Below are 15391 nucleotides of genomic sequence, written 5' to 3' on the forward strand. Positions count from 1 at the left end.
AAACCAGTCCGAGCTGCTGCGGTAAAGAGCCGTGGTGGTGAGCGTCGGATGAAAAGTTCGGACGAGATCCGAGCAGGTGCGTGTCCGAAAGACGAACGAAAGTGAACCCTCCGAAGACGCGCCGTTATGAATATAAGCGTCGTCGAAACCAGGACTGTTTCGTCATCCTGGGACGAGTCCGCCGGGTGCCTGATGATTGGGCGGGCGGCGATCGGCGTAGAGGGGGCGTGAGTTGGACACAGGCTTTCACGCGGAACTGCAGGAACCAGGCTCCTGATGCCAAGGGAGAAGCCCAAGCGGAGAAACCGTAAGGCGAGAGTACCGATGCAGGAGACTGGGGCGGACCGATCCGTATGAGCGTTGAGGGCCCTGTAATGGGGCCGGAGCAAAGGGATCGGATCAGGTGGTCGTATTGTTTGGAACAACTGGAAACAGGATGACTTCGATAGGTACGACAGACAAGCCGTTTCGGATTGAGAAGCGGCAAGTGTACGAAGCTTACAAAGCGGTCAAAGCCAACCGTGGTGCAGCCGGGGTGGACGGTGAGACCCTGGAGATGTTTGAGAAAGACCTTGCGAGAAATCTCTACAAGATCTGGAATCGGATGTCTTCTGGGGCTTACTTTCCGCCGCCGGTGCGCGCCGTCTCCATTCCAAAGAAGACTGGAGGCGAAAGGGTTTTGGGCGTGCCGACGGTCAGTGATCGGATCGCGCAGATGGTGGTCAAGCAGATGATTGAGCCGGATTAGAGACGTGGTCATTATGGATAACCTGCCTGCACGGGACTGTCAGGAATTCTGTGCGTGAGGCCGGTTCGTCATTGGTTGAAGAACCGTTCGCCAAAGACGACGGCGAACTGGGTTTTGGCCTCGAACCATTCGCGAGGCGGACGTTTCCAGTCTTCGGCCGCGTGGTTCAGAACTAAATATAGCAGCTTCATGGCGGCATCGTCACTGGGGAAATGGCCCCGCGAGCGGACTGCCCGCCGGAGTTTGGAGTTTAACGCCTCGATGGCGTTGGTCGTGTAGATGATCCGACGCACGCTTTCGGGAAAGGCGAAGAAAGGAATGACGTGTTCCCAATTGCGTCGCCAGCTCTGAGCGATGGCAGGATATTTTTGACCCCAGTATCCGGTTTCGAACGCTTCTAGCGCCTTCATTCCGGCTTCGGCGTCCTTGGCGCGGTAGATTGCCCGCAGCGCCGGGACAACCGGTTTTCGGTCTTTCCATGACACGAATTCGAGCGAATGGCGGATGATGCACGATGCAGGTCTGGACGATCGTCTGCGGGAAAGCAGCGGTGATCGCCTCTGGAAAGCCTTTCAGCCCGTCGACGACGGCAATCAGGATGTCCTGGCAGCCCCGGTTCTTCAGTTCGTTCATCACCCGCAGCCAGAACTTCGCGTCTTCCGTCTGCTCAATCCACAGGCCGAGGATTTCCTTGGTGCCGTCCGCCAGAACGGCAAGCGCGATATAGACGGCCTTGTTGCGGACGAAGCCCTCATCCCTGATCTTGACCCGGATTGCATCGAAGAACACGAGCGGATAGCAAAGCTCGAGCGGCCGGTTCTGCCATTCCCCAACTTCCTCGAGAACAGCATTGGTGACCGCAGAGATCAGATCCGGCGACACCTCGATACCGTAGATTTCTTCGAGATGACCCTGGATCTCGCGCACCGTCATGCCGCGCGCATACATCGAGATGATCTTGTGATCAAAGTCCGGGAAGCGACGCTGGTATTTCGCAATCAGCTTCGGATCAAAGGTCCCGGCCCGATCGCGCGGGATCGACAGCGTCATCTTTGACGTACCTGTCAGCACCGTCTTCTTCGAAGAGCCGTTGCGACGATTGGCGTTGCCCTCCGCCTGTTCGTCATCGAGATGCTCGTCCAACTCGGCATGGAGAATGCGCTCTGAAAGCGCCTTCCTCAGATCGTCGAGCAAGCCATCCTTGCCGAACACCTCAGACGGATCGCGGCCAGCCAAAAGCTGGTCCAGAAGTTCCTTGTCGATAGCCATGTGATGATTCTCTCCTTTCCATCATCATGGCCTCACGCACAGGATTCCTGGCAGTCCCTGCTGCACACAAGATAGCCGGTGTCCGCGATGCCATCGAACGTGCCGGCGCCAAGCTCATGTTCCTTCCGCCCTATAGCCCGGACTTCAATCCAATCGAGAACGCATTTTCGAAGCTGAAAGCCATGTTGCGAGGCCGAGCCGAGCGAGAGATCGATGCTCTATGGGATGCGGTCGGGGCCTTGATGCCTCGCTTCACTGCGGCAGAATGCGCAAACTACTTTAAGGCCGCTGGATATGGCATCTGCCAAGTCATGCGAAGGTGCGCTCCACGACCCAGCGACGCGGCAGAACCTCGAGGCCCCTTGGCCTTATCGGTCCGCTTGACGATCTGGAGAGTGAACGCAGCGATCTTTTGCAGTGCGCCCTTCAGCTTCGGTCCGGCATAAACACCATCGGCGAAGATATGCCTCAGCCACGGCCAGCGCCTGATGGTTTTGAGGACGGCAGGCGCGCCGTCGCGATCCTGAATATCGGCGCTGTGAACGATGAGGCCGACCATCAGTCCGAGCGTGTCGACGACACTATGACGCTTGCGTCCCTTGATCTTCTTGCCCGCGTCATAGCCCGAAATTCCCCCACGTTCCGTGATTTTCACGCTTTGACTGTCGATCACGCCCGCAGACGGCGAGGCCTCCCGACCTTCCAAGTCACGCGCCTCCATCACAAGATGATGGTTGATCCGGCCCCATAACCCTGTCGCTCGCCATTCATAGAAATAGGACCGCACAGTTGTAAAAGGTGGAAAATCTCTGGGCATCATCCGCCACTGGCACCCCGTCGTGGCGATGTAAAGCAGCGCATTCACGACCTCGCGAAGATCGGTGCTGCGCGGTCTGCCCAACCGCCTCGGTCCAGGCAGGCAAGGCGAGATCAATCCCCATTCCCGGTCCGTCAGATCGCTTGCATACCGCACTGCGCGTCGGGCATATTGCCGACGGGTGAAATCAGTCCAGCCCATTGTGGTCTCCGTTTGTCCTAAGCAAACAAACAGAATCACAACTGGCTGATTTCACTCAACTCTTTTTCGGTCAGCTCTTAGACCCGCGCTCCCCCGCCCATTCATCGATCTCGTCAGTCGCATTCGACCTCCGCGGTCGATGATCGAGCCTTCAAAGGGATTTGCCTGCACTGCCAGGAATGGCGGATCTCGCGTGGTCGCATTGTGCCCCCCGTTGCAAAGTTTGCAAACGCAGCGGCTCACCTCTCGCGCTTGCCGGGATTTTCCCGTTCAAGTTAGAACAAGTGCTACATGGTCGTGGGGAAATCGCCGTTCTCCCTCCTCAGTTCGTTCTGTCGAAAAATTTGGGCGTTGCGGTCTGAATATTGGTCGACACACGCTCCAGGCCACAAGCCAATGTTTCTGGGACGTCTGCCGCGGACATGCACTTGGCCATCTTGAAATGCCAGTTGGGATCGAGGTGTCCCTACTATCTCCTTGAACATCGATCGATCATGCAGGGATGGAGATGGATGGGGCCGTGCACGATTTGTCGTTCAAGCCGCCTGGAGCGGGCCGCGCCGGGCGTCTCTTGGCCGTTTGCGCTCGCGGCTAGTGAGCGAGGAGGACCGGAATCTCCCTTTACATTGCGCGTACCGTCCTCGTCAGCACGAGGCGAGCTACCGCCGTATTGGCCTCACGGACATAAGCGTGCGATTCATGCTGACCGTTGTCGGATCGAGGCCTATTACACTTCTGGAACGGCCGTCTATTGCTACATTCGCGATCAATATAACAGGAATGAAATATAAAATTCGATTAATAGATGCCCTCATGAATACTCGAAGAAACACGGGAATATACGAACAGACAGACGCCATTTCAGTGTCACACCACAGGCAGGACAAAAAATGAAACTTCTGACATTTTGCTCCTTCAAAGGAGGTGCAGGCAAAACGACTGCGCTCATGGGTGTTTGCGCTGCCCTTGCAAACGACGGCAAACGGGTGGCTCTCTTCGATGCCGACGAGAACCGGCCGCTGCCGAGGTGGAAGGAAAATGCAATACGCAGCGGGACCTGGGACCCTTGCTGCGAGGTTTACGCCGCCGAGGAGATGGCCCTTCTCGAGGCAGCCTATGAGGACGCCGAGCTTCAGGGATTTGATTATGCGTTGGCAGATACGCATGGAGGATCGAGCGAACTCAACAACACCATCATTGCCAGCTCAAACATGCTTCTGATCCCTACAATGTTGACCCCGCTCGATATTGACGAGGCATTGTCGACCTACCGCTACGTTATCGAGCTGTTGCTGAGCGAGAACCTCGCAGTTCCCACAACCGTATTGCGACAACGTGTTCCGGTCGGCCGATTGACCACATCGCAGCGCGCGATGTCGGACATGCTCGCGAGCCTCCCGGTTGTGCAGGCTCCCATGCACGAGAGGGATGCCTTTGCCGCAATGAAGGAACGCGGCATGTTGCATCTCACATTGTTGAACATGAGAGCTGATTCAACGATGCGTCTGCTTGAGCGGAATATCAGGATTGCGATGGAGGAACTCGTGGTCATCTCAAAATTGATTGGCGACGCCCTGGAGGGTTGAAGATGGGTATCCGCAAACCGGCCCTGTCCGTCGACGAAGCGAAGCGGCTTGCTGCAGCTCGACCCGGGATTATTCATCCGGACCTGCAACATTTCTCCCGGGATGCAGCCGCGCCACGGTTGCCCCAAAGAGCCGGCCATGAAGAGCGACGAACGACATCTGCTCTTGCCAAGCGTTCCGGCCCCGAATCGCAATCGATAAGAACTGTGGATGCGCTCAATTCGAGCACGGCGCCGGAAAAGGTCCAGGTTTTTCTTTCAGCGCGGCCGCCCGCGCCTGGAGTATCAGAAATATATGACAGTCTGATCCTGCAATACAGCGCTTCCAAGTCTCTGCAGATGATACTGCGTCGTGCGCTCGACGATTTCGAAACCATGCTGATGGACGGATCGTTTAGCAAGGCTTCCCAAAGCTATCCAATCCCTCAGGAAACTTCCGAAAAACGCGTCATTGTTCAGACATCCCGCATGCTCCCCGTATCGGCGCTGAAAATCGCACGCGATCACTTCGATCCATCCGGACTGGAGACTTCGCGCGCGTTTGGCCTTAAACTCGCCACCGCCGCGCTTGCTTCATTCTTTGACGCGGCGAAGGCACCGGGACGCGGCCGGAGGACGTGAGATGCCCGAACAATTCGAGCACCTGCCGGACGCGGGAAAAATTGGTTCGGGATCGAACCGCCGGATGGCTGCTACGCCAGATCAGGCAGCCATCACTCCTCCGTAGGAAACATTCACATCAATATCGAAGAAGTAGCCGGCACCTCTTGCAGTCTTGATCAGCCGAGGGTTCGCCGCATCTTGCTCGAGCTTGCGGCGAAGCCTCAGGATGAGGACGTCGATGCTTCGGTCATATACCTCCTCTTCGCGCACCCGGCTCGCAATCAGAAGCTGCTCGCGGGATAACACATCGCGCGGTTTCTCGAGGAATGCGACCAGAAGGTTGAACTCACCTGCAGTGAGCTTGACCTCGGCGCCGCCTTCCGAAGTCAAACGGCGTTGTCTGAGATTAAGTGTCCAGCCGTCGAAATAGAATGTGCGCCGATCCTTGGTGCGCGCGACGGTCGGACGCACACGCAAGGCAACGCGGATCCGTGCCAGAAACTCCCGCGTTCCGAAGGGTTTTGCGATAAAATCGGTGGCTCCGAGTTCGAGAGCCAAGACCTTGTCCGCTTCTTCCAGGCGATCTCCGCTGATGATTATGATCGGAACGTCTGATTTTGTTGCTAGCGTGCGGACGATTTCAAGCCCATCCTCACGTCCCAGATTGAGATCAACGACCACAACATCGACGGTCTCGGATGAGAGGACGCGGTTAAACTGCTGGCTGTCGGCTACGGCAGTCACCTTCAAGGCATGAACCGTGAGACATTCGACGATAAGATGCCGCATCGCGAGGTCGTCATCAATGACAAGAACGTGTTTCAACCGTTCACCTTTCATTCCAGGATCCCAGCGGCTGAGGCTGAGCGTGCATAAAAATGATTTGTTACAAACATAACCCGATACATATCTCGCCTGCTTGAAAGTTGAGCAACATCTAGTGCTGATCCAGAAGATCGCCAATCGCCTCTCCCCGACGGCGCGCATCAGCGGCGAGCCAGATTTCTTCCACCTCGTAAATGTCGCCGTAGGCTCGAAAGGGTATGATGACATCAATCGCGCTCGAAAGCATGTCGATCAGTGTTCTATCTTCCAGGCCAGCGCCCTGCGAGCTGCTTTTCACCAGTGAAAACAGTTTCTTGAACCCCTGAACAGGATTGGCGCCGTGTATGGTGGAAATCGATCCCGGATGCCCTGAGACGACTTCACTCAGATAGGCCCATGCCGCGTCGTCACGCATCTCTCCGAGAAGAATCCGGTCCGGCCGCATGCGCAGACTGGCCTGCAGCAGGTGCTCGGCGGTTACAGCGTCCGGTCCGCCCGCATTTTTTGCATAGAGCAGCCGGACGTGGTTCTCATGTGGAATGACGAGTTCGAGGGTATCCTCGATTGTGATCAGCCGTTCCTGCGGCGGGATTGCACTGATCAGAGTCTTGCTCATCGTCGTCTTGCCGCTCCCGGTTGGGCCGCAAAGCAGCATCGTCAACCGACCCACGACGCATGCATGCAGAAATGCCTCCAGATCGCCGCTGTCGTAGTGCCTGAGGATAGTTTCATCCTGTTGATCCCGGCGCCTTTTTCGCCTCTCCCACTGGTTCCATCTTGAAACATCGTAACGGTCCGTAACCCCGTTGAGACCGGAAACATGGGAAGCTGGCCGTCGAATCGTCAAGCTCACAGTGCCCGCCAGGACAGCGGGCGGCAGGCAAATTTGCAGCCGCTCACCACCCGGAAGTTCAGTGGCGCAAAGGGGATTTCGTGGTCCGACATCCTGCTTTCTCAATGCGCCTGCCAGAATGGCGATATCTTCGAGATCGTTGTATGACAGAGGCAGGGACATTTTGGTGAAGATGCCGCCCTGGCGCAGAAATGCCTCGCCAGGTCGATTTATCGCAACCTCTTCGGTCCTCGGGTCGTCGAGCCATTCCAAAACCGGATTGAGAAGAAATCGCAGCTGCGTATTGACCTCCATTGTATCACATCCCGTTCTGTGAGCGAAAAAGTTGGCTTTGTCAGCGGCGGTGCTGCCGGTATCGGGTCGCGCCACCCGTCACGCGAAGCTGGTAAATGTCGGAGAAATCAAGGTCACGAGCCACGAAAATCGAGACCGTATCGCCCTGATTTTTCCTCAGGGTCGGCGGTATGTTGATGGTTGCCTTGAGAGCAGTATCCGCCGTTTGTTCACCGTTGTTCTGGATACTGTTGAAGCTCGTTCCGCCGTCCGAGCTGCCGGCATAGGTGCTCGCTGCCTGGAATGCCCCTTGAACGACACTAAGGAGCATGGCGCCGCCAAAGCGCTGCCAGAAGTGGTTATCGACGGTGCCCGGCAATCCCGAGCGGCCGAGTTCATCCGTGCCGGGCGATGAAAGCGAAATCATGGCATGATTGGGCGTCTCCGCGCGGTCCCAAAGAACAAATACCCGCGCATCTCCTTGTTGCAGACCACGCTGGATTTCGCCGACGACTGTGGTACCACGATCAAGTAGCACAACATTGTTGGTCGTGCCGCGAACATCCCTGGGCAATACGCATTTTACATAGCCAGCCAAATTCGTGTCGATTGCCGTTTGCAGGATGCACGGGATGATCGTTCCCTGGGTTATCATGAAATCCGGGTGGGGCAACAGCGTTGCCTTGCTGGGCTGGAGTTCGGTGGGCTTCATGCGTATCGAAACATCGCTTCCTGCAGACACCTCACCGTTCGGCGGCGTCCGCTCTTCGTCCTTGTCATCTTGCCGGCCGGTGGCGCCATGACCGGGGCGGTCATCGCCACCGGTATACGCGAAGATCGGTGTTTCCGCCGGCTGCGGCTCACTGCGTGCTGGTTCCGGAGCAGGCAACTGGACGGCTCTCTCGGCCGGCGGGGCATCGGGTGAAATCTCGATTGGTGCCGGATGAAACGGCTGCGTGTTCGTGGAGATCATGGGAGACGGTGGCGGGTTTGCATCCGCCTTCTTCTGTCGCCCGCCGAGCCAGATGAGACCAAGTGAAAGCACAAGAACAAGACCTGCAACGATCAGCTTGCGGGGTCCCGAAAGTCGCTGGTGATGTGTGCCGGAGACAAGGGATCCGCCGGCATCGATATCGTGGGACGGTTGCTGATCATCCCCGATCACCCTCTCTCCTCCATCAGCACGCGCTTCACATCCGGCCTGACCGTACCCGTATCCGGCCTTCGGCCAACAGGATCGTAGGCAGTATTCCAGACACACAAAACGGTGTTACCATCTCTCAGCCGCCAACCACTAGAAACTGAAGAAATCTCGACATAGCTCCCCTTGACTGAATAGTTCGCAACCGCTTCCTTGCCGTCAGGATCAATCGTGTAGATGGAGGGTATGCGAACATTGCCGGGAAAGCGGAATACAGTTGTAAATCCGTTATCGAATACTTCGAGCGGCAACAGCGAACGATCACCCTGGGCCACGTAGTGCCAGTTCCTGTCTCCGGTGGCCCCTGTTGTGGCGGGCTGATCCAGCAAATCTGCCGCCCTGCGTTGATACTGCGCTTCCCCACGCAAGCGGTCTGCGGCTGCCTTGTCCTGCGCCTCCTTTCGGCGGGCCGCCGCTTCATCGGCAGGATAGGCGAATTGTACGCTGTAGTAGAGATCAGGCTGTTCCTTATCGAGATGTGCCAGCGTACTGGAAGAGATGCTGAAGACATAGCGCCGCATCCCGGCATCGCTTGCGGTCAGCACCACCACCGGCTCGGGCGGCAGAACCTGACTGGCTTTGAAGAACAGATAGTTTCCGCGTGGAAGTGCCGCGAGAGTCTTGCTGTTGGAAACGGCCACTGCCGTCACCGTTTCGTTGGCTGCGAACGAAACAACCAGAGTGGCTCCAACCGCCGTCGACAGGTGTACCACCTGATCGGGATTGTAGGCCAGATAACGCATACGCGGGTCCAGTCTGCCTGGCGTTGGCGTTTCTTCGGCCATCACGCCGGTCGCGGCAAACAGCAGACATGCCAAGGTGAGAAGCTCTTTTTTTTTCATGGTTCGCCGGCGCCCGCGTTGGAAACGGTATCTTCGGATGTCTGGTATGATGTGATGACCAAACCTCCCGGATTGGTAAGCCTTAATCTGCCGGGCAGGCTGTTCACCTTTTCGTAGTGAATTGTTGCGGTCCACGTACTCACCACCGGCATTTTGCTGTCGATGACGAGGGTCCGTTTGTAGCGAATTTCCTGCACACCCGGCGCTACATCGTTCGAAGCAATGTGCTCAACCTCCAGCCTGCCGCGTTTTCCGACGACGACCTGAGGTGAACCTGGATTGGGATAATTGAAGAACTGCTGGTAATCCTGGCGCACCGCCGGGGCGCTGAAGTTCGAGACCAGATCATAGGCGTACTGGGCAGTATCAGCGGTGTAACTCTCGCGCATCCGGACATACTCCCACAATGAGGCGTTGACGACGGCTTTTTCCTGGGTGGCAGGCAAGCGCGAGACGGATACCTCGCTGTCCACTGTGCCGTCCGGCCGGATCCACAGATACACCGGCACAAGCCTTGTCAGCGGTACCATTGTGGCAATCGTGAACGCTTGAGCGACATTGCCCAAGGTTGCGACGGCTGCGACAACCGCAGCCACTCTGGAGAGACGTCGCGCCGATTTCGCACGTGCGGTTTGAAAAGCCTCCACTTCCTTGTAGTGCTCGGCCAGCTTTTCCCGCCCTACCAGCAGCGCATAGTCAGACCCTTTCATGCTGTCCATCCGCCATACCCGGGTGAAGATCTGACGGCGCAGGTTGCCATCGTCCCACATTCAGCGGGAAAATAGGTCCTTTACAACTCGCCGGTTTGTCATTCGTCTGGCAACCGGTCAAAACGATAGCCAAGCACAGCAAGCAATATTTCATTGAGTCCTCCTTTGGCGCAATGTTTCACCCTAGCGTCGTTCAACCTGTGCAAAGCGGCGGTACAGGCTGTTGGCAGATTGGGTTACACCGCTCCAGTAGCTGCCACCGATATTGCCGGCGATCGCCGGCAGGGCGACGATGAGTGCGTCCCCGGTGAGAAAGAACATGTCGAGTTCATAAAGACCAATGATCTTAGCCGCGGTCGTACCGGCAAGCGTGATCACACCGAGTATAAGGGCGAGTGCAGTCGCCTCGGTCAGAATGACTATCGTCGCCACGATGTTGAGCAGCAGCAGCAGGAAACCGTAGGTGATGAGTTGTCCGATCCACTTGGCCGCGATATCGCGAGTGCGATCAAAGATGTATCCCACGAGGACTAGCGGACCAATCGTCAAAAGCACCTCCGTGAGAATGCCGACGGCATCATAGATTCCGAAGGCAGACCAGAGCGTGCCGTAAAAGACCCACTGAGCCCCCTGAAAGGCAAGAATGTCCTGGTCGTTCATAGGTCCGATTTCGGACGCGATTTTCTGGAATGCGGCCTGGCTGAGCGCGAACATCGAGTCCAGTTGCGTGGGGATCGTCTGCAGTGGAAGGCCGCTGCCACTAAACTGCTGTATGAAATCCGGGATTGTCTCTTCAAACACGGAAACCACATAATCGTGGTAGTTGGCCTGCCCGACGACAAGGGCAACGACGACACTGACCATGATCACCCGTGTGATACCACCGCGTACGTCGACCTCACCACGCATCACAAGAACACCCTGGACGATAATCCAGAGGGTAACACAAGCGATCAGCGGAGCGCTCACTTTCTCCTGGATCGCCTCCAGCACTGTATCAAGACGTGTCTTGAAGGCCAGATCGAAGATCGTATGGATGGCCGTAAACGGCGCCGGAATGGTGAAATTCATCGCTTGCACCTGATCTCGACTGTCTTGTCACGGAGTATCGGGCAGGACTGTTGGCGTCCCCGGCGCGCGAATCGGCGACACTGACAGGTTGCGCGTCCTCATGGCAGCGCCCCGAAGATGGCCGCGGTCTTCTGGTGCTCCTTGCGTTGTTCGGCCGCTTCTTCCGCCGCATGAAGGCCCGCCTGCGCAGTGGTCATGGTCAGCAAGCTGGTCGCCTGGACATTTTGAATCGCTGCATCGTGGATCTGCTTCAGGAGCAGCCCATTGGTGACAGTTGCCTGCATTATATTGCGGGAGCGGGAAAGCTGTGCTGAAGTTTCCGCATTCGCCTTCAGTCGTTTGTCCATCGCTTCCAGGTTGTCGGCTGCAATTCCCGTGCTGTTTGCAGCACCGGTGATCTGCGACCGCAACAGGTCCGCTTCAGCGTCACTACCAGTCACGGTACGGTCGGCGTCGCCGGCGATCGCACGCGCCGTGGTCGACGCGGGCCGTTGCGCCGAGAACATTTCGGTATCCAGGTCCCTCGTGGCGGGATACTGGTTTTTCTGGTTGAGTAAGGTCAGCAAGCCGGTCACGCCATAGGCCGACGTCAGCATCGTCACCATCGCAATGGTCTGGGCGAGATTATCTGCCGTTGCGAGCGCCGTCGCCAGTGTTTCGGCATCTGCCACCGGGTCACTGACAACCATCTGCGCCCTGGCAGGTACGACAGAAAGAAGGCTACCGGCAACAGCCGCAGTAACTAGTCTCGACATCTTCATGGTTTCCCACCTTTGATCAGTCTTTTGCCTCGTGGTAACGGTTCATGAATTCGCTCAGCCAGGCAGAGGGGTCTTCTCCCCGTGCCTCGCGCAGTTGATCTGCAAAGCGCACTGTGTTCGCACGTCCCGAAAGTACGGCGATATATTCTCGCATTTCGCGCAGATCAAATTCGCAGATGACACTTCCGCTCTCCCGTTTGAGCAGAAATTTTCGATTGCCCACAGCCATCTCTTCGCGGATCGCCTGGAATTCCTTTTCGGTGCATTTCAGTCCATCGATGTAGGCCGACCGATTTGCCGTAGGCGACGGATAAAAGATCTTCGTCATGCACTGGGCAACCAGGCTTGCGCCCAGTTGCGATTCCAGAACATGTTCGGGTTGCTGTGTCGCGAGTATCAGCATCCCGTTGTTTTTGCGTACGGTCAGCAGGAACTTGTCGATGACGGCTGAAAACTTGGGATTCAGCAAATAGGCGCGAAACTCGTCGCAACTCATCACGAACCGGCGCCCGTCGAGCAGCGCTCCAATACGGTGCAGGAGATATGCTGCCGCGGGAGCGCATACTTCCTCGTATTCGAGCAGATGCGTCATGTCGAAACCGGTAATCGAAGGGTCCAGCCTAACGTCGTCAAGCTCGCCGTCGAATGCCCAGCCCAGCGCATTGCCGCGGCACCAGCGCTGCAGTCTTGCTCCGGCCCCTTCGGCAGGCCCGTGCAACAGAAATTCGCGCAGCCCCGCGATCGAGCGCATAGGGGGATCGAACGACAGCTGTCTATGGATACCCCGCACCAGCCGCCGGTTCTCCTCGGGGGATATTCCGCCCCGCCCATCGCTCTCTATGAGCGCGACAAGCCATTCCCGCAGAAAGTCACGTGAGGCTGCTGTATTTTCCAGGCCGCGCAACGGGGCCAGTCCACTGGGCACACCTCTGCGAAGCGCGAGATACGTTCCTCCGGTGGCGCGAACGAGCAGTTCACCGCCACGATCCTTATCGAAGAAGACGACCGCACCCTCACGCTCGAGCATGCTCTGCTCGAGCATGGCGAGTATGAATGTCATAAGCGTCGTCTTTCCCCTGCCGATCGGACCGAATATCGCCGTCATGCCGACATCGTGCTCATGGGGAATGTAATCGAATGGAGTTCCACCGTTGGTGCGGAAGCGCGCGATCGCATCGCCCCAATGTCCAGAGCGGGCACCTTCGGGATAGTTTTCGAATGAGACCAGGCCGGCGAAATTGCGCGAGTTGATGGCTCCCGGGCGTGTGCGCCATCTGCAGTTGCCCGGCAACTGCGACCAGTAGGCCGCCTCCATGCCTATGCCCTCCTGGACAACGACGGCTCCCGCATCCGCAAGTCGCGTCCGGGCCCGGGCTCCTTTGTCGGCGAGGCTCTCAAGATCCTTCGCATATATGCAGAGGCTCAAATGGTGTGATCCCATAACAAATTGGTTGCTGGCCAATGCATCCTCCGCTTCGGCCAGTTCGCTAATCTGGGTAACGGCCTTGTCGCCGGAACTTAGCATCTGGCGCGACTTGAGGCTGAGCTTCGCATGCGCTTGCGCGCGGGTCAGGAATGAAAAGCTCTGCGTCAGAACAATCGGAAAATCGAGGGACAGCAGGGTGTTGAGCATACCCGGTCGCGTTCGCGCGGGGTATTCTCGAAACGAGTAGATCGATCCGACGTAACTTTCTTTAGGCGTCCGGATCTCGATCCCCCGCTTCCCGCAAATGACACGGTCGGTATAGATCGAGGCGCCCAGTGAGCCGCTGACGACCGGTACCGGTGCAAATCGACCGGTCATGACGAGCCGCAGCGCCTCTCCAACCTCCGAGAAAAGTACATCCTGCTTCTCGCGAACGCCGAGGCGTCGCAGGCCGTATTCTTCAAGAGCACCGGCAACGACATGCCAAAGGTCTTCCAGGTGCCTGATCTGGCCTGCGAGTTCATTTTCCTTCTTCATGTAGAGTTTGGCGAACTTCCTCTTCACCTTCCCGAGCGCTGTCCGCGGAAAGACCATTAGCGTGAGGAAGTGGTCGTTGCGAAGAAGCTGGCCGCACAGGACCCGCTGTTCGAAGGCTCCGCTCAGGCTGGCAGAAAAAGCGCTGCGAAAATGTCGCGCCGGTGCTGGCGACACATCGTCGTGACGCACTAGGTGAGCATATAGCGACACATGATCATCGGCGATATTGCGCAGGAGCGTGTTGAATGCACGACAACGCGCATTGCGCATTTCGGCATCCTCGAGTTCGAACGCCACGCCGCTGATATGTGCCATGGTCATGATCGAGCCGTCTTCGAGAAGGACGATATGGTCGCTGAGGTGTCCGACGTAGGGTAGATAGACTTCACCGGATCTTTCGGTCGTGCCACTTGTGCCGAGCATTACGCCATTCCTCTGCCTCTTGCGGGAACCCTGATTGGATTCGGACTGACGCTTGCGCCACCCCAAACCAGACCATCGACATTCCTTCCGGCCGTCTGCAAAAATAGCAGGACGACGCTTGCCGCGTTGTAATCTCGCTCCACGACAAGTCGTGCTGAGAACCATAAGGGTATGATAACCACTTCGTAGAGCGGGTTCTGGACGACAACGATGACGAAACCGCCCAACATCATGAATATCCCCGCCAGAGTCAGCGGCACCCCGAGAAACAAAGCGGGTCGTGTCGCTGCCAGGTAAAGGGTCGCTTCTTCGAGACGCTCATTCATCAGCCGGCCGGGCTTGAGGAAAAAATGCTCCACCACATTGCCCCTCCCATGCTAGATGCAGAACCGGATACGGCGCGAATCACGGCGTTCGAGAGCGCGACCCGATTCAGGTTTAGCCGACATCTATATATGCATTGCCTCATTGCTGACCTCCTTGATCCAAGTCAAACGGCAGTCGATCGTCGTCTTCGATCCTGCGAGTGTCCCGGTCAGGCACAGTTGGCGCACCGGACGCGCCGCCAGACTTGCCCTCGGGAGAAAGACGTTTGTATGAGCCCCAAACATCCCATGTTTCTTCGGATCGCGGCTTATCGCGATCATCCGTTGTTCGCCCGGTGATCGGCGGGACGAGTTGTTGAGCGGCGAGTTCGACCTTTCGGACGTAGCCGTTCGTAAAGCCGTGCGTGAAGTCACCGGTGTTGTAGGCCGAGATTGCCTTGCGAAGCGCCAGTTGCTTCATACTGGGCGTTTCGCCCCCTGCATAACTGCGACCAAGCAGTTTTGCCGCGACGGACAATGAGGTACATGCGTCAAGGGCAAGGGCGGCTGACAGGCTCAGACCGGAGAAATTCCCAGAATTGATCTGCATGAGACCGACATCGAGCGAGTGCCGGGCCTTGAGGCGCTCCATCACGGCCTGTGCTGCCTGTGCGTGGTTGTTCCAGCGAAGCGTTTCGCGCGTGGTATTGTCATGTACAGTGAGCGGATCAAGGCGGCTCTCGACCCTTGCGATCGCCGCGAGCGTAGATGGTGCAACGGAGGGGGCGCATTCGCGAGCGAAACGATTGAACTCGTCAAAAGAGAGCGGCGCCGCGTCGCTCGGCGGGCACACCCAGACCAGCATGACGATCGAAAGCGGTACCGTTTCCCTGAGCATTCCAGTCTCCTCAAATCGTCACCAAAGCGGGCCCTCTTCGTTG

At 57.3% G+C, this 15391-nt stretch carries 13 protein-coding genes and 4 pseudogenes; 4 read left to right on the forward strand and 13 right to left on the reverse strand.

Annotation, left to right across the window (positions count from 1 at the left end; genetic code table 11):
* Positions 1–436: 436 nt before the first annotated feature.
* Positions 437–745 (forward strand): annotated as a pseudogene (locus ATY29_RS05555) (group II intron reverse transcriptase/maturase); the annotation flags it as partial.
* A 71-nt stretch (positions 746–816) separates the two neighbouring features.
* Here the strand turns inward: ATY29_RS05555 and ATY29_RS05560 are convergent.
* Positions 817–2017 (reverse strand): annotated as a pseudogene (locus ATY29_RS05560) (IS256-like element ISRle12 family transposase).
* Positions 2018–2079: 62 nt separating this feature from the next.
* Between ATY29_RS05560 and ATY29_RS05565 the strand changes: the two are divergent.
* A pseudogene (locus ATY29_RS05565) lies at positions 2080–2313 on the forward strand (transposase); the annotation flags it as partial.
* Between the two features lie 16 nt (positions 2314–2329).
* Here ATY29_RS05565 and ATY29_RS05570 read toward each other — a convergent pair.
* Positions 2330–3035, reverse strand: a pseudogene (locus ATY29_RS05570) (IS5 family transposase); the annotation flags it as partial.
* An 890-nt stretch (positions 3036–3925) separates the two neighbouring features.
* Between ATY29_RS05570 and ATY29_RS05575 the strand changes: the two are divergent.
* Together ATY29_RS05575 and ATY29_RS05580 are read left to right on the forward strand one after the other, a co-directional pair.
* Positions 3926–4621, forward strand: coding sequence for a conjugal transfer ATPase VirC1 (locus tag ATY29_RS05575; RefSeq protein ID WP_011427359.1), 696 nt, complete (start codon positions 3926–3928; stop codon positions 4619–4621).
* 2 nt (positions 4622–4623) lie between these two features.
* Positions 4624–5241: a conjugal transfer protein VirC2 gene (locus ATY29_RS05580; protein WP_077991683.1), complete on the forward strand. Its 618-nt coding sequence runs from the start codon at positions 4624–4626 to the stop codon at positions 5239–5241.
* A gap of 81 nt (positions 5242–5322) precedes the next feature.
* Here ATY29_RS05580 and virG read toward each other — a convergent pair whose 3' ends face one another.
* The 11 genes from virG to ATY29_RS05635 form a co-directional block, all read right to left on the reverse strand.
* Positions 5323–6063 carry a two-component system response regulator VirG gene (gene virG / locus ATY29_RS05585; RefSeq protein ID WP_011427357.1) on the reverse strand — a complete coding sequence of 247 codons (741 nt, stop codon included), beginning with the start codon at positions 6061–6063 and terminating at the stop codon, positions 5323–5325.
* Positions 6064–6160: 97 nt separating this feature from the next.
* On the reverse strand, positions 6161–7195 hold the full coding sequence (gene virB11 / locus ATY29_RS05590; protein WP_011427356.1) for a P-type DNA transfer ATPase VirB11: 1035 nt from the start codon (positions 7193–7195) through the stop codon (positions 6161–6163).
* Positions 7196–7235: 40 nt separating this feature from the next.
* A complete protein-coding gene (gene virB10, locus ATY29_RS05595; RefSeq protein ID WP_011427355.1) occupies positions 7236–8339 on the reverse strand; it encodes a type IV secretion system protein VirB10 in 1104 nt (367 codons plus the stop codon).
* A complete protein-coding gene (gene virB9, locus ATY29_RS05600; protein ID WP_011427354.1) occupies positions 8336–9217 on the reverse strand; it encodes a P-type conjugative transfer protein VirB9 in 882 nt (293 codons plus the stop codon). The genes virB10 and virB9 overlap by 4 nt, the downstream gene beginning before the upstream one ends.
* Positions 9214–9927: a type IV secretion system protein VirB8 gene (locus ATY29_RS05605; protein ID WP_042119589.1), complete on the reverse strand. Its 714-nt coding sequence runs from the start codon at positions 9925–9927 to the stop codon at positions 9214–9216. The genes virB9 and ATY29_RS05605 overlap by 4 nt, the downstream gene beginning before the upstream one ends.
* Positions 9914–10081 carry a type IV secretion system lipoprotein VirB7 gene (locus ATY29_RS05610; protein ID WP_011427352.1) on the reverse strand — a complete coding sequence of 56 codons (168 nt, stop codon included), beginning with the start codon at positions 10079–10081 and terminating at the stop codon, positions 9914–9916. The genes ATY29_RS05605 and ATY29_RS05610 overlap by 14 nt, the downstream gene beginning before the upstream one ends.
* Before the next feature lie 29 nt (positions 10082–10110).
* The gene (locus tag ATY29_RS05615) at positions 10111–10998 is read right to left on the reverse strand and encodes a type IV secretion system protein (RefSeq protein WP_011427351.1); all 888 of its coding nucleotides are present in this window, start codon (positions 10996–10998) and stop codon (positions 10111–10113) included.
* A 98-nt stretch (positions 10999–11096) separates the two neighbouring features.
* Complete coding sequence (gene virB5, locus ATY29_RS05620; RefSeq protein ID WP_011427350.1) at positions 11097–11759, reverse strand: pilin minor subunit VirB5; 663 nt, start codon at positions 11757–11759, stop codon at positions 11097–11099.
* Positions 11760–11775: 16 nt separating this feature from the next.
* The gene (gene virB4 / locus ATY29_RS05625; protein WP_011427349.1) at positions 11776–14145 is read right to left on the reverse strand and encodes a type IV secretion/conjugal transfer ATPase VirB4; all 2370 of its coding nucleotides are present in this window, start codon (positions 14143–14145) and stop codon (positions 11776–11778) included.
* Positions 14145–14471, reverse strand: a complete 327-nt coding sequence (locus ATY29_RS05630) for a type IV secretion system protein VirB3 (protein WP_011427348.1) — start codon at positions 14469–14471, stop codon at positions 14145–14147. The genes virB4 and ATY29_RS05630 overlap by 1 nt, the downstream gene beginning before the upstream one ends.
* 139 nt (positions 14472–14610) lie before the next feature.
* A complete protein-coding gene (locus tag ATY29_RS05635; RefSeq protein WP_011427347.1) occupies positions 14611–15348 on the reverse strand; it encodes a type IV secretion system lytic transglycosylase VirB1 in 738 nt (245 codons plus the stop codon).
* Positions 15349–15391: the final 43 nt, after the last annotated feature.

It is taken from the genome of Rhizobium hidalgonense (assembly GCF_002914525.1).
Taxonomy (GTDB): domain Bacteria; phylum Pseudomonadota; class Alphaproteobacteria; order Rhizobiales; family Rhizobiaceae; genus Rhizobium; species Rhizobium hidalgonense.

What these genes read in the sequence shown, in the direction of transcription:
- ATY29_RS05575 (WP_011427359.1), top strand. Translation starts at nt 3,926, where the DNA reads ATGAAACTTCTGACATTTTGCTCCTTCAAAGGAGGTGCAGGCAAAACG.
- ATY29_RS05615 (WP_011427351.1), bottom strand. Translation starts at nt 10,998, where the DNA reads ATGAATTTCACCATTCCGGCGCCGTTTACGGCCATCCATACGATCTTC.
- virB9 (WP_011427354.1), bottom strand. Translation starts at nt 9,217, where the DNA reads ATGAAAAAAAAAGAGCTTCTCACCTTGGCATGTCTGCTGTTTGCCGCG.
- ATY29_RS05580 (WP_077991683.1), top strand. Translation starts at nt 4,624, where the DNA reads ATGGGTATCCGCAAACCGGCCCTGTCCGTCGACGAAGCGAAGCGGCTT.
- virB11 (WP_011427356.1), bottom strand. Translation starts at nt 7,195, where the DNA reads ATGGAGGTCAATACGCAGCTGCGATTTCTTCTCAATCCGGTTTTGGAA.
- virB5 (WP_011427350.1), bottom strand. Translation starts at nt 11,759, where the DNA reads ATGAAGATGTCGAGACTAGTTACTGCGGCTGTTGCCGGTAGCCTTCTT.
- virG (WP_011427357.1), bottom strand. Translation starts at nt 6,063, where the DNA reads ATGAAAGGTGAACGGTTGAAACACGTTCTTGTCATTGATGACGACCTC.
- ATY29_RS05630 (WP_011427348.1), bottom strand. Translation starts at nt 14,471, where the DNA reads ATGAATGAGCGTCTCGAAGAAGCGACCCTTTACCTGGCAGCGACACGA.
- ATY29_RS05635 (WP_011427347.1), bottom strand. Translation starts at nt 15,348, where the DNA reads ATGCTCAGGGAAACGGTACCGCTTTCGATCGTCATGCTGGTCTGGGTG.
- ATY29_RS05610 (WP_011427352.1), bottom strand. Translation starts at nt 10,081, where the DNA reads ATGAAATATTGCTTGCTGTGCTTGGCTATCGTTTTGACCGGTTGCCAG.
- virB4 (WP_011427349.1), bottom strand. Translation starts at nt 14,145, where the DNA reads ATGCTCGGCACAAGTGGCACGACCGAAAGATCCGGTGAAGTCTATCTA.
- ATY29_RS05605 (WP_042119589.1), bottom strand. Translation starts at nt 9,927, where the DNA reads ATGAAAGGGTCTGACTATGCGCTGCTGGTAGGGCGGGAAAAGCTGGCC.